The organism is Candidatus Hydrogenedentota bacterium, assembly GCA_018005585.1.
Taxonomy (GTDB): Bacteria; Hydrogenedentota; Hydrogenedentia; order Hydrogenedentales; family JAGMZX01; genus JAGMZX01.
This window is the reverse complement of the sequence record JAGMZX010000006.1, coordinates 6,889-20,768: the sequence shown is the minus strand read 5'-3', so window position 1 is coordinate 20,768 and position 13,880 is coordinate 6,889. Positions and strand designations below refer to the sequence as shown.

General features: G+C 62.2%; 8 protein-coding genes. 1 reads left to right on the top strand and 7 read right to left on the bottom strand.

The genetic code is table 11. The features are described 5' to 3' along the window. The 7 genes from KA184_01845 to lon form a co-directional block, all read right to left on the bottom strand. A partial coding sequence (locus tag KA184_01845) for a DUF342 domain-containing protein (protein ID MBP8128294.1) occupies positions 1-911 on the bottom strand: 911 nt, incomplete at its 3' end. A gap of 315 nt (positions 912-1,226) precedes the next feature. After that, entirely contained in the window at positions 1,227-2,420 is a 1,194-nt protein-coding gene (locus tag KA184_01840; GenBank protein ID MBP8128293.1) for an exo-alpha-sialidase, read from the bottom strand. A 90-nt stretch (positions 2,421-2,510) separates the two neighbouring features. Beyond that, a complete protein-coding gene (locus tag KA184_01835) occupies positions 2,511-4,148 on the bottom strand; it encodes a hypothetical protein (GenBank protein ID MBP8128292.1) in 1,638 nt (545 codons plus the stop codon). 363 nt (positions 4,149-4,511) lie between these two features. After that, the gene (locus KA184_01830) at positions 4,512-4,928 is read right to left on the bottom strand and encodes an RbsD/FucU family protein (GenBank protein ID MBP8128291.1); all 417 of its coding nucleotides are present in this window, start codon (positions 4,926-4,928) and stop codon (positions 4,512-4,514) included. 119 nt (positions 4,929-5,047) lie between these two features. Then, on the bottom strand, positions 5,048-6,922 hold the full coding sequence (locus KA184_01825) for a hypothetical protein (GenBank protein ID MBP8128290.1): 1,875 nt from the start codon (positions 6,920-6,922) through the stop codon (positions 5,048-5,050). Positions 6,923-7,117: 195 nt separating this feature from the next. Continuing rightward, entirely contained in the window at positions 7,118-7,831 is a 714-nt protein-coding gene (locus tag KA184_01820; GenBank protein ID MBP8128289.1) for a hypothetical protein, read from the bottom strand. A gap of 127 nt (positions 7,832-7,958) precedes the next feature. Continuing rightward, entirely contained in the window at positions 7,959-10,322 is a 2,364-nt protein-coding gene (gene lon, locus KA184_01815) for an endopeptidase La (GenBank protein ID MBP8128288.1), read from the bottom strand. Between the two features lie 232 nt (positions 10,323-10,554). Between lon and KA184_01810 the strand changes: the two genes are divergently transcribed. Beyond that, positions 10,555-13,880: hypothetical protein (locus tag KA184_01810; GenBank protein ID MBP8128287.1), on the top strand; the 3,326-nt coding region annotated here is incomplete at its 3' end.

Genomic DNA, 13,880 nt, shown 5'->3' with positions numbered 1-13,880 from the left:
GCGCCGCGCGCGCGAATGACCGAGTTGTCTATTTCGCGTCCGATTACGATATCGCCCATTGCCTCCACCGTGGTATTCAACAGGAACTTGGCCTGAACAGACCCGCCGCAGCGGACCCGGCTGCCCGACCCGCCCGTGATTCCGCCGTGCACGATAAGATTGCCGCCGCAGTCGATGACGGCGTCCTCGACATAACCATGAACCTCGATGTCGCCCGAGGCCTCGACGCGCGACCCGCTTTCGATATTCTCGGTGATGATGAGCATGCCCGGATGCCGGACGTTCCCGGATTTCAAGCCGATGCTGCCTTCTATGGTGAGGACGTCGTCGACGCAAATCTCGGTGTCGCTCACACGGATGCGCCCGCAGCCGCTTGCGTAGAATGCCTGTTCGTCCGCGTCGAAACGGACGTTTTTCCCCGCATGCAGGCGTAACGGCGCCGGGGCGGCAGCCGGTATCGGTTCCCCGAAGAGACTGACACCGTCTACGCCGGGCTGGCCGGGGATGACCCGGGCGAGGCGTTCCCCTTCCACGACGGAATTCCGGGCGATCCGCTCGCGGTAATCGATGACCCCCGTTTCCGGGTCTATCGCATACCCTTCCTGAAAGAAATCCCGTTCCCACGCTACGGATTCGTCTTGCGGCGGGACTGGCGCGCGGCCTTCAAGGATGGGGACGCCCGCGAGAATGCAGCCCCTCCCGGCTACGGCGCGAAGACGCTGCTCCGCGACCGTCAGTGCGGCGGGGTCTGTGATGCCCTGCCGTTCCAGTGCCTCGATGAGTAATGGCACAAGAACACCTGCGCCTTCCGCGGGCACGGCACAATCCACGGTTGCCTCAAGGGCATCATCAGAGAATCGTAGTTGAAGGCCGCAGGGCGTCTGACAAGCCGTTGGCGCAGATTCAAGCATAGTGGTCGTCTCCCGTGTTGCATTGCTGAGCAACCCGTCGACGCCGCCATCGCCGTGCTTGGCAGACCCGCGGGCATCCCGAGGTTCCACGCAAACACGAACTCAAACGCCCTGTCGAAGTCCGCTGACTTGGTTCTCCCCTTCTTTTTCCCCAAGCACCCCGACTAAGGCGCGTACTCCGTTCAATCCGGATCATAGCACATAATTAATTGTTTACCGCAAGGGAAATATTGCCCTTGGTATTGGGTTGGTTTGATTCCAGGCGCAGGTCATGCTGGCAATGCCGCACTTCCGCGATTGCGTTCTGATTCACGCTTAGTCCCCTGCCTGCACCCAAGCTTCATTGAAGTGCACATGCTTGATGGTTGAACCACTGGCTTGGCCGTCCTTGTAGGAATAGGTGCCATGTATCGTGCCATCGCGCCCTTGAATCAGGGACGGATAGGAGGCGGACCCCCCGCTGTCGGGGGGGAAGTCTTCGAGGCTGCGCGAACAGGGCCAGGTCTTTCCTTCATCTTCCGAAAGGAATACCGTGAGGCGGTGGCGCCCTTCCATGGTGTCGTTGCAAAGAAGCAGCCAATGGCCGTTTTGAAGAGCTATGCATTCGACACTGGAGCCGGGATTACGGATATTGGCCCATCCGTGGTCGCCCCAAGTGATGCCGCCGTCCTTTGACGCGGCAGTCCGCACATATTTCGGCAACCCGTTGTCGCGCATGAAGGCGGCAATGCTTCCATCAGACCTGCGGACGAAACTGGGCTGGATGTTGCCGAGGTGCTTTACGAGGGGGTCGAGTATGGGTTCGCTGAAGGTCCAGGTATGGCCCCAATCCCTGGTGAACGCGGCCAGCGAGCAATTGAAGACATCAGAGTAAAGGCCGAGCATCATGTGGGAATCGGAGAGCATGATGGGATGCACACGGGTCATCCAGCCGAGGCGGCGCGTTAGCTTGTCGTGCGGCGCCTGGCGTATGCCCTCGATTTCTTCTTTCATCCAGTCCACAGTCTCGAGCAGGGGGCCAAGCTGGTCTTCCGCGTGTTCAATCAGAGCCGCGAATTGCTCCTCCAGTCGCGCCGGGCGGCAATGGATGACGTCCTGCCACTCCCATCGTGGCGGACCCTCCGCGGCGTACTCCGTGGCCGTGCGGTATTTGAGCAGCGCGCTGCCCCATTCGTTGTTTTGGATCGTGACCCAGAACAGCCATAGCGTTCCCCGCGGGTCGACGAACAAGACGGGATTGCAGTCGGGCAGGTCAGGCGTATCCGCCATGAGGAACGGGGCGGACCAGACCGGTTCGCCGGCCCTGCGGCGCGCCCCCTGTAAAACGACGTCATCGCTGCTGCGTTCGCCGCTGCCGTGGAACCACACGGCAAGGAGGTCGCCGTCAGGCGTTTCGACGATGCTGGAGGAGTGGTTATGGAGCGGGTCGAAGGGGAAAATGAGTTCGGCTTCGTGCATTGGTTGGGCGAGACCAGCGTTCAACAACAACAGGCAGGCAAATGCGGTCATGTCGATTTCTCCTGAAAGGCCGCGCAGGACCGGTCCATAAACGAGAAGGGCCGCACCGTTATGCGATGCGGCCCGGGATCACAACCGATATTACAGTGAATCGAACACGCGCTGGAGCGGCGTTTCGTTGTCCATGGCGACTTGTTTCTCGGCCAGCACCTGGATCTTCTCCTCATAGCCTTCTGTGCGGGAGGCAAAGACCTGTTCTTCAATCTGCTTCTGCGTGGCGGCGGGCAGGTCTTCACGGCAACCCCACTGCGGCGCTTCGGGGACGCCCAGGTTTTCGAAGATGCCAATATTCTTGCCGTCAAGGGTGCGGTAATAAACGCCCCAATTGCCCATGCTCAAGCATTCCGCCCACTTGGCATACTTGGCGCCGTACTTGTCGGTCACGATAAGGCGCGCGAAGAAGTACTCCTGCGACGCGGCGATCCGGAGTTCCTGGAGATACAGGTCCGTATAGCTGTTCTGCAATTCCGGCGTGACGAACTTGGCGCGCTCCACTTCTTCGCGCAAGCGTTCGACGGCCGCCAAGCGCTCAGTGCGCGAATACTTCTGAGGCGTGAGCGGGATGCCGTCCTTGACTTGGATAAGAAGCCGGTCGACGGCGAAGGCGAGTGCTTCCTTGGTGGCCATGCTGCGCGCCTGTGCTTCTTCCAGGCTGCCGACGAGGTTGGTGAGCCGCTCGACTTCCGCGATCAAACCCTTCTGTCGCGCCTGGATAATCGACGTCTCGCTTCTCAGGTCGTCATACTTCTCTTGGGTTTCCAGGAACTGCGTGTTCAGCCGCGCGATATCGTCTTCTACAGCGCGCAGGTCGGATGCTTTTTGGTCATATGCCGTCGTAACCTGGGTGAGTTCGCCCTGGACGCGGTTCAGGTCTGCCTGGGCCGCCTGAATCTTGTTGCGCAATTCGATTTCTTGGTCAGGCGTCAACTGTACCGGCTTATCGCCAATCTCTTCCCATCGACGCAATTGCCCTCTCAAATCGGCCGTATTGCGCTCCAATTCCGCGATCTGAACGTCCTTCGCCGTGTCTGGAAGCATTTCCGGCAGCATGGGGATGCTGGGCAGCACGTATGGGCCCGCGATAATGCCGCCGATCAAGGCAATAACCGCGCCGACAAAGAATGCCGCAATGACCCCGCCTTTGCCGCGTGGTTCCGGCGGAGGAGCGGTGGAGGGCGCCGTGCCGGTCAATACGGGCGCGCCGGTCAGGCCTGTGTCCGGCGAAAAGTCCGGCATGGGCGTTCCTGCGGCGGGTGGTCCGAACGGGCTGCCGCCAAAGGCGTCCTTGTCGAAGGTGGGGCTGCCCGTGCCGCCGCCAAACAGCGGCGTTTCCATGGCCTGCGTAGGCGCGGGCGTCTGCACGGCGGCATCGAAACCGGTGCCGCCGCCAAAGGCGCTGTCAAACATCGGCGTGTCCACGTCCGCTTCCGGACCGGGACCGATTTCCGGCGTTTCGGGGGAGAAGTCACTGTCCGCGGCCAAGTCCTGGAAACCAGTGCCACTTGAACTGAACGAGCCGCCCGAGGAGAACGCCGCGGTATCGGTGTCGAAATCCGGTGGCGCAGGGCGTATGTTGCCGCCCGTGGGCCGGGGTGTTTCAATGTTCAAATCGCCGATCGGGGGCAGCCCGCCGTCCGAAGACGCGCCAGCATCGGGGCTGCTCAGGGGGGGGAGTCCGCTGTCGGATGCAATGCCGCTTGAGGACTCGAAGTCACTCAAGGGAGGCAAATTCCCTAGTCCCGAGTCGCTTCCGAAGAGGTCGTCATGCGGACGATCTTCCGGCCTGCCTTCACCGTTCGCTTTTTGTTCATCGGCCATGGGACCCACCTCCGTGATGGCGTGCTGTTAGGTTGTTCCTCGTTCCTGCCGTTTGTACAGACTACACCGTCTCCACCTTGGCCATCATAGCACGGGGCAGGGTTCGTGTCAACAGAACTCTGGCGGGCTTCGTGGGGTTTCGTGACGTCCCTAAAGAGACCGAAACTCAGCAGGGACAAGCATCTACCCGTGCCGGAATGAAATAGGCGGCATAGTTGGCATGTGCTGTACTATCTTCTAAAAATGTGATTAGCGTGAAGAACGTCACGAACCCACGACGCCGACCGTCAACAAGATATTCGCGTAGAGGCGGCGTTCTCCCGTAACGATCTGCAGACACGTCTCAGGCTCGCTTGCTTCCTCATAAAACTCGAAGCGGTCATATTCTGTCATTGGAACGCCGGGGAGCAGCTTCCTGAAGTCAGCGAAAATCGCCGGTTCGGGGCCGTCGCCGGGCGTCATGACCGCCGCTTCTTCGACCTCAATGGCGGTGAGCAAGACTTCCAGCACTTCGGTGACGGAGAGTCTGCCGGGGGAGAGATTCAGATAGACTAGCGCCGCGTTCTCGCCGACGCAGGTGCTGGCCGGGTAATTGCCGTCGGTAATGAGGACGCGCGACCCATGTCCCGCGGCGGCAAGGGCTTCCAGGATGTCGGGGTGAAGCAGACGGTGCTTGAGCAATGGTGTATTCCTCCAAGTTGAGGGCGCGGGCGGAAGGGCCAGCGCCGTGTAACCGGTTTGCGCGCCCCGCGCTGTCCGCCGCGTAGCGCGCCAGTGTCTCTGTGTTGCGGATTGTGCCGTCAAGGGGCCGCGGGCGCGCCGGCGAGTGCGCTGCGCCACACGGCCTCTGGCTTGTTCGGCCAGAACAGGGTCTCTGGCTCGAGGGCAGCGGCCAAATGCGCAAAGGGCGGGTCGCACCCGGCTGCGCTCAAAAAGCGGCCGCGGGCCTCGTTGAGATTAGCGGTGCCGAGGAGCACGGATTCTTGCGCGAGACGCGATTGGGCGGAGGCTCCGGCAGTATTAGCCGCGACCGCCTCGCGCGCCTTCGCCAAGTCGCCGGTGGCGAGAAAGGCGTTCCGGTAAAAAAACGCCGCGCGTTCAAAATCGCCCAGCGCAAGCCAGGCGTAAGCCTGACCCATCATGGCTACGATCCGCGCAGTGCGTGAGTCCTCGTCTCCGAGGTCCGCGGCGACGCGAATCTCCGCGCAGGCATCCGCGGCGCCGGAGCAGGCAAAGCTGCGGTTGATTCCAGCCTCGAATCGCGCGTCGCCAAGGAGCAACATTGCGCGAGACCACTGGAAATACGTCTCGTTCTGCAAGAGTATCCCTTGATTGCCGGCTCGGGTTCGGAATCGGTCATAGAGGTCGAGCGTCGCTTCGTAATGGCGGCGCGCGCCGGCGAGATTGCGCGCCTCGGTCTTGTACGTTTCCGCGAGATTGGCATGAATGCGGTAGGTATGAGGATTCGCGGCGAGGGTATTACGGTAGATTTCGGTGTTTGAACGCCACGCCTCATTCCGCGCAACAGTCAACGCCAAGAAGAGGAGTACCCCTGCCGTGATTACCGCGGGCGCCAGCGTGCGCAGAACGGGAGCGCGCGCTGCCAAGAGTGCCCCGAGTTCGGCAATCCCCCACCAGAAACCGGCCATGGGCACATACATCCAGTGTTCGGCGAGCGGCGCGTTCAGGGGGAACATGCCGGAAATGGGCGCCCACGCAATGAGAAACCACGAAAACCCCGCCACGATGCGCCAGTGCCGCGTGTATGCCGCCAGAAAGACAACGGCCACGACCGTTACCAGCAAGAGGTAACCCAAGAGCGCGAGTATCATTGGCGTGCCCGCGAGTGTTTGTTCCATGTGAAGTCCCACGGGGACGAATAGCATTTGTATGTAGCGCGCGAACGCCTGTCCGGTTTCGATAAACTGGACGGACACCGGCGCCGCGACGGTCCCGGCAGGCTCAGCAAAGCGCAACACGGTCAAGCGCAGTCCCGCATAGGCGGCGAGCAGCGCGAACGCCACGGCGAGCGGCGCGAACCGCCATGCCGGCGACTTCGGGGTTTCAGAGCCGTCTCCTTTCGTAAGGGGCAGGACGACAACGAGCGCGAGAAGCAGCGGAAAGATGGTGGACGATTCCTTGGACAACAGCGCGGCCACAAAACACGCCATGCCCGATACTGTGGCAAACAAGGTCTGACCTGATTGTTTCCTACGGGCTAGGCATGCGAGCCCCGCGAACAGGAACGCCGCGGACATCATGTCGGCGCGGCCGCTGATATAGGCGACGGCTTCCGTATGCAGCGGGTGCACGACGAACAGGAGCACCGCGGCCGCGCGGACTCCCAACGGCGCGCCGAGGCGCCCCAACAGGAGGAACAAAAAAAGCGCGGCGGCTATATGCCATGCCAGATTGGTGAGGTGAAAAAGGAGCGGGCTGATGTCGGGGTAGGGGCGCGAGTCCGTTGGCGCGTCGGTGGCTGGGTCGTAGGAAAAAAAGAAATCCACCATGAATGACAGAGACACGAGGGGGCGGTAGAAGTTTCCTTGCCCCGCGCCGAAAGCGTGCTGGTCCTCGCGAAAGAGCTGTGCAACCTTGGAGGGGTCCTGGACGTGCTTGTGCAGCAAGACGGACGAGGCGTCGTCCCAGACGAAATCTCCGTCGAAGGTGTTCACATAGGCGAACGCGCCCGCCAGGAGAATGAGGGTCGCACACGCCCGGGAATTGAACAGGGACAGAAGCCCATTGTCTTGACACGTCGTGCTCGCGCCTGGCAATCGTTCACCCTGCCTGGTTGTTCACGCCGACCCGCACACGCCGCGCCTGCCGGGGGCCCGGCAGGATACCGCCCGTGGGCATCTGCGCGGTGTTCATTGAAACTGTTGCCGGTTTGAAGGTTCTTTCAGCAACTCGGAAGGCCCGGGCACAATCCAGCTGTTGTCGTTGACGGGAAGATAATTGAGCCGGACGGCCTGGTTGCCGCCCAGGATCTCCTCAACGCGAACGCCTTCGGCGAGTTCCTCGCCCTCGCGCACGGTGTTCGTGGTGATTTCCTGCGTCAGCGCATCGGTAATCTGGAACATGATGTAGGTCTGGTCGTCGACAGTGGAAAAGCCCAGCACTTTGACGAATGGGCGGGCCATCATGATATCGGCGCGTTCAATGGTCTTCTTGTAACGCATACTGCCTGTTTCAATCGCTTCATAAGCGAGGCAGGCCGCTTTCACCACGCGCCAACGCTGATTTTTTTCGGAGTCGCGAATCAGGTCTTCGAGGTCGCGCCGGAGCCGGGTCGCGGCCTCCGGGAGATGAATGTGCGCGCTATGCTTGCCCTTGGCGGCGCGCAGAGCGTTTGCCGGAGGTTCGATCTCGGCCAGGGTGAGCATGCCGCCGCCTGTCATGGGCCGCCACAGAACCTGAACGGCGTTCTTGAGTTCGTTGTAGATGTCGTCCACGGTTGGTTCGGGGGGGGGCGGCGGCGCTTCCGCCTCTTTCTTCTCCTCCTCCGCGGCTTCATCCTGGCAGCCGGCGACAAGCACGGCGGCCAGCAAGACCATCAAGAACACGGCAAAATAACGACGCATGACTATTTCCCGAGATTGTTCGCACCCAGACCACGATAACCGGCGGCATCGTAGCACAGCATGTCGTTTCGGTCAACCCGAATCCTGCTTCTGGCGCGGTCAAGACGGCGCGCCGCTGCCGGCATGTCTACTCGAATTTCAGGCCCAAGGCGATGCGCATGACCTCGTTCATCTGGCGCACAAAGTGGAAAGACAGCTTCCTGCGGATATCTTCCGGCACGTCTTCGAGGTCGTTGCGGTTGCGCTCGGGGAGAATGACTTCCTTTATCCTGGCGCGGGCCGCGGCAAGCACTTTCTCCTTGATGCCGCCCACGGGCAGCACAAGGCCGCGCAGCGTGATCTCGCCGGTCATGGCCAGGCCGCTCTTCACGCGTTTGTTCGTCATCAACGAAGCGAGGGAGGTCAGCATGGCCACACCGGCGCTTGGGCCGTCTTTGGGCACGGCGCCTGCCGGCACATGCAGGTGTATGTCGAGTTCGGTGAAGTCAATGTTTTGCAGACGGAGCGGCTTGCCGTGCGCGCGCAGGAAACTGAGCGCGGCGCGGGCCGATTCCTTCATGACATCGCCCAATTGACCGGTGAGCATAAGCTGGCCCTTGCCGGGCATGTGCGTGGCTTCGATGAAGAGGATATCGCCGCCGGTGGGCGTCCATGCGAGACCGACGGCTACGCCCGGGATGCGCGTCTGTTCCGCGGTGCTGTAGAAGACCCGTTCTGCGCCCAGGAACTCGCGCACCTCGGGCGGCCCGATGCGAACGGGCTTGCGGCGGCCACCGGCAAACATGCGCGCGCAGGCGCGGCACGCGTGGGCGATCTCGCGTTCGAGGTTGCGCACGCCCGCCTCGCGGGTGTAACCGCTGATGATCTGGCGCAATGCGCCTTTCTGAAACGCGAGTTGTCTGGGCTTAAGACCGTGCGCCTCCACTTGTCGCGGCACGAGATACCGTTGGGCAATCGCGAGTTTCTCGTCCATGGTATAGCCGGGTATCTCGATGACTTCCATACGGTCGCGCAACGCCCAGGGAATCGTGTCGACGACGTTGGCGGTGGCAATAAACATGACTTTCGACAGGTCGAAGGGCACGTTCAGGTAGTGGTCCACGAACGTGTCGTTCTGTGCGGGGTCCAGCACTTCGAGCAGCGCTGAGGAGGGGTCGCCCCGGAAATCGGAGCCGAGTTTGTCAATTTCGTCGAGCATGAAGACGGGGTTGCTCGAGCCGACCTTACGGATGTTCTGGACAATGCGGCCGGGAAGCGCGCCCACATAGGTCTTGCGGTGTCCGCGGATTTCCGCCTCGTCGCGCATACCTCCCAGAGACATGCGGGTGAATTCGCGGTCGAGCGAACGCGCAATCGACTTGCCGAGAGACGTCTTGCCCACGCCGGGCGGCCCCACGAAACAGAGAATGGGCCCGGCGGCGTCCGGCTTTAGCTTGCGCACGGCCAGATACTCGAGAATGCGCTCCTTGACCTTGTCAAGACCGTAATGGTCTTCATTCAGTATGTTCTCCGCGCGCCGGATATCGAGCTGGTCTTCCGTGAAACGCCCCCAGGGCAATTCAACGATGGTGTCGAGATAGGTCGTGATCACATGATATTCGGCGCTCGATTCGTGCATGCCGGCGAGACGGTCCAGTTCGCGCAAGGCTTCTTTGCGCGCCTCTTCCGGCAATGCGAGCGCCTGGATCTTCTCACGGTAGTCCTGGATTTCGGGACGCTGTTTCTCGCCCTCACCCAGTTCGTCCTGAATCGCCTTCATTTGCTGGCGGAGGAAGAATTCGCGCTGGCCTTTGTCTATGGTGCTCTTGACCTGCGCGTGGATCTTGTTGGAGACCTCGAGCAGTTCCGTCTCCCGCGCGAGCAGGTAGGTCAGGCGCTGAAGCCGCTCCTTGGGGTCTGCAGAGGCGAGCAGTCTTTGTTTTTCCTCGATGGAAATAGCCAGATTGCCCGCCACGAGGTCGGCGAGAAATCCCGGGTCGTCTATGTTCTCAATCACTTGCGCGGCGCCGTCGGGAATATTGGGGGACATCGCGATAAGCCGCGCCATTTGCATCTTTACGGTCGTTGCGAGCGGCGCGATGTCTTCGGGCGCGTGCCGGACATCATCGAGCAATTCCGTGCGCACGACCAGATAAGGCGCGCGCTGCACCAGGCCCGCGATACGAAACCGCTTGAGCGCCTGGAGCACCACGTTGATATCGTCGCCGGTGCGCTGCATCTGGAACAAGCGGCAGAGGCAGCCGATTTCGTGCATGTTCTCGGGGCTGTACTTCTGGCCGTCGGGATCCCGCAACAACACCAGTCCGACGAAGCGGTTGCCTCGCGCGACGTCTTCGATGAGCAGTTTGTCTTCGTGCTCGGAGAGGTGAAGCGGAGCGAGGGACATGGGGAAGACGACGTGCTGGGGAATGCCCATCACGGGAAAGGTATCCGGGAAATCGTGGGGTCCGCGCGCGGGCAACTGGTCTTGAGACGAATCTTGCTCGCTCATCATCATTCCTTACTACAGTAAGCGATTATGCCACTATCCGAATAAGCATGAGTGTGCCATTGGCATGCGTGATTTGAGGGGCAGTATAAAGGGCGACTGCGGGCGGCGCAAACAACGGAGGCGATTGCGCTGGCCTATTGTCTGGCTGGAGTACACATGTTAAGATTTTGCCGAGAGTGATAGGCCTGTTCCGTATCCGTGGCTGTAGGGTCGGGAAGGAAAGCTGGTTTTTATGAGAACGACCATCCGTTATGGCACGAGGTTTTTTCTGTTTCCGCTTGCGCTGGGATGGGTGTGTTTTGGGGGGGGCGCCTTCGCGCAGGACTCGATGTTGACGCTGGAACGCGCGGTGCCCGATGGGGAATATCACGCAGGCGGCACGCTTGATGTCGAGATCACGATGACCTACGAGGGCGCCGAGCCGTTGTCTTCGCTGGCGCTGGCGGAAACGCTGCCGGCCGGCTGGAGTTTCAACGCGCTGGTCTCTGGCGCTACGCCACAATTTCCCCCGGAGCCCGACACGACGGGAACACTCGATTTCGCTTGGCTGGTCATGCCTGCTTTTCCCGCGACGTTTGTCTATCGTGTCAACGTGCCCGCGGGCACGACGGGCACGCAGACCATCTCGGGTCAGGCCACGTACCGCACCTCTGGCGACGAAGTATTGTCGAACATCGCGACGACACAGGTACCGGAAGGTACGCCTGCGGGTGAGGGCGAAGGGGAGGGTGAAGGTGAAGGCGAGGGCGAGGGCGAGGAGGATATGACCCTGGAGCGGACTGCCCCGGGCGGCGTGGTGTACAGTCCGGGCGCGACGATGGACCTTACGGTGACGTTACGCTACACGGGCGCGGATACCGTCACCGCCTTGGCCCTGGAAGAGACGCTGCCGAACGGGTGGGCGTTTGACTCCGTCGTGGCCGGCACCGGCGCGAATATCAATCCTGGCGCCGGAGCGACGGGTACGCTGCAGTTCCTTTGGCTGACAATGCCCGCGTTTCCCGTAACGTTCACCTACCGTATCTCCGTGCCCGCGGGCGAGACGGGCAATCACACGCTCAGCGGCGTGGTCATCTACCGGACAACGGGTGACGAATTGCGGAGCAATACGGCGGTGACGGTGCTCGAGGAGGCGCAGGCCCCGAACCTGATTGTTGTGCAGGTGGAGGCGCCTGACCAGGCTTATGCGGGACAGCCTGCCGTGCTGCGCTGGAGCGTGACAAACTCGAGCAACAGCCCCGCGTACGCACCGTGGCAGGACTGTGTCTTTCTTTCGCTCGACGACCAGCCGGGCGGCGACACGTTGGTCGGATGCGTCACGCGAGACCGCGACGCCGCGCCAGGAGGCGCGTATAACGTACGCGCCGAACTCGTCATTCCGGAGGTAAGCGCCGGTCAGTATTACGTGATTGTGGCGGCGGACGACGGGGGCGGCGTGGCAGAGGCCAACGAATCGGACAACGTGGCTGTGTCCACAGCGGTCGACGTGGGTGTCATCGACTATGAAGCCACCGTCGCGGCGCCGCTGTCCCTGGCCGGGGCTGGTTCGCCCGTGGCGCTCACGGGCGAGGCGCACTTTCTGGTGGATGACGCGCCTGCGGGGAATGTGCCTGTTGCGGTGGACGTGGCCGTGCGCGGTATTCACCGGGTGTTTACCGTTCAGACATCGTCTTCCGGCGCATTTGACCTCACCTTCACACCGATTGCGACGGAGGCCGGCGCGTACACCGTTGGCGCCAAGCATCCCGGTGTTGTGGCGACGCCCGTTCAGGATTCCTTCACCCTCGCGGGCTTGGCCGTAGACCGTCCCAAGGCCGCGTTCGACCTGGCGCCTGGTTTTGCGCGAACCGAAACATTTGAATTACGAAACCTCGGGGATGTGCCGCTCTCGGGGCTGACGGTCGTTGTGGCCGGTGCACCCGGTAATGTCGAAGTTCAAACGGCGACGGACGAATCTCTTCCTGCCTTGGGCACGGGCGTGCTCAGCGCTGTTTTCCAGGCTCTGGACGACAGCGTGGCATCCGGCATGCTTGCGGTCACGGTGCACTCGGCGGAAGGCGCGGCCGCGACGCTGGACATTGCCGTGACCATTCTGCCGTCCGAAGTGAACCTTCAAACGCCGCACGCCCCTCTGCGGGCCGGAGCCATGCCAGGCGCGCAAGAGCTATACACGTTTCCCGTGAAAAACGCGGGAGGCATGACGGCGGCGGGGCTGACCATTGCCGCGCCGCCCGCGCTGCCGTGGGTGCATGTGGTTTCGCCCGGGGGGCCTGTAGACCTGGAACCCGGCCAAGTGCTGGACGTGACGGTGCAGACGCTCGCGCCAGCGGGCCAGCCGCCGGGCACGTTCTCCGGGCCGCTCACGTGTTCTTTCGGTTCGGGTCAGTCGCAGACGCTGCCGCTGCAGGTGCGCGTGAGTTCGGCGGACACGGGTAGTCTTTCGGTGTGGGTTGAAGACGATTTCGGCGCGCTTCCGGGGGTTGAGGTGCTGCTCCGCGACCCTGCCAAGGACGCTGTCGCGGCGGCCGCGACAACGGACCTCGAGGGACGCGGGCTGCTCGACGAGATTGCCGCGGGCGCGTATAACGTCGAGGTGCGTGGCACGGACCATGAGGACTTCTTTGGCATAGCGGAGATTCGCGCGGGTGCGGAACAGCACATGGACGCATGGTTGCACCGCGAGCTTGTAAGGCAGGAATGGACAGCGCTTATCCCCTTCGGCGGCGGCGCGGTCGCGTACACGGCAACGAATGTGCCGTCGCCCACGAACAGTCCCGCGCTCGTGCTCGACCCGCCCATGATAGACCTGAGCGGACTGCGCGACCCGGAGACACAGGTAACGGTCAAGGTGGCCAATCAGGGCCTTGCGCCTGCGCTCGGTGTCCGTCTGCTCTTCGGAGAACATCCGCGTTTTGCGTTCGAAGCGCTCACGACGGAACTGGGCACTCTGACGCCCGGCGCCATTGTGCGCGTGCCGGTCTTGATACGGGACGAAACGTTTGGCCTGAGTGACGCCGCGGCGCCCGAAGACTGCTCCGTGGAGAACCCATCGGGGCTGCTATATTACTGGGACCAGGATGCCGCGCCGGACTGGCGCCGGGAAGCAGCGGCGCTGCGGCTGCCGCTCGGTTTGTGCGCAGGCGCCGCGCCCGAATTCGGTTTGCTTTCGCCTGCCTTTTCCGAAACGCCGGTCTATACGACGTACCCGGTCTTCCAGGTGGGGCTGGAGTGTGCCCCAAGCGAAGGGGAGGGCGAAGGGGAAGGCGAGGGCGAAGGGGAAGGCGAAACAGAGACGGTTTTGACCCTGACGCGCACACCCGCGGGCGGCGGTGGGTATACGCCCGGCGGCACGGTCGACTTGACGATTGAGTTCGCCGTGACGGGGAGCAAGGCAATCACGGGCTTGGGGCTCGAGGAGACCCTGCCGGGCGGCTGGACCTTTGATTCCGTCCTGGGCGGTTCCTCGCCGCCGCAATTGGCGCCAGTGGCGGGAACCGGAGGAACGTTGTCATTTGCCTGGATCGCTGTGCCGGCGCTGGAACAATTCCCCATCAACTT

Bases quoted from the DNA above. Each gene is read 5' to 3' on its own strand.
- KA184_01820 (MBP8128289.1), bottom strand. From the start codon at position 7,831: ATGCGTCGTTATTTTGCCGTGTTCTTGATGGTCTTGCTGGCCGCCGTG.
- lon (MBP8128288.1), bottom strand. From the start codon at position 10,322: ATGAGCGAGCAAGATTCGTCTCAAGACCAGTTGCCCGCGCGCGGACCC.
- KA184_01840 (MBP8128293.1), bottom strand. From the start codon at position 2,420: ATGACCGCATTTGCCTGCCTGTTGTTGTTGAACGCTGGTCTCGCCCAA.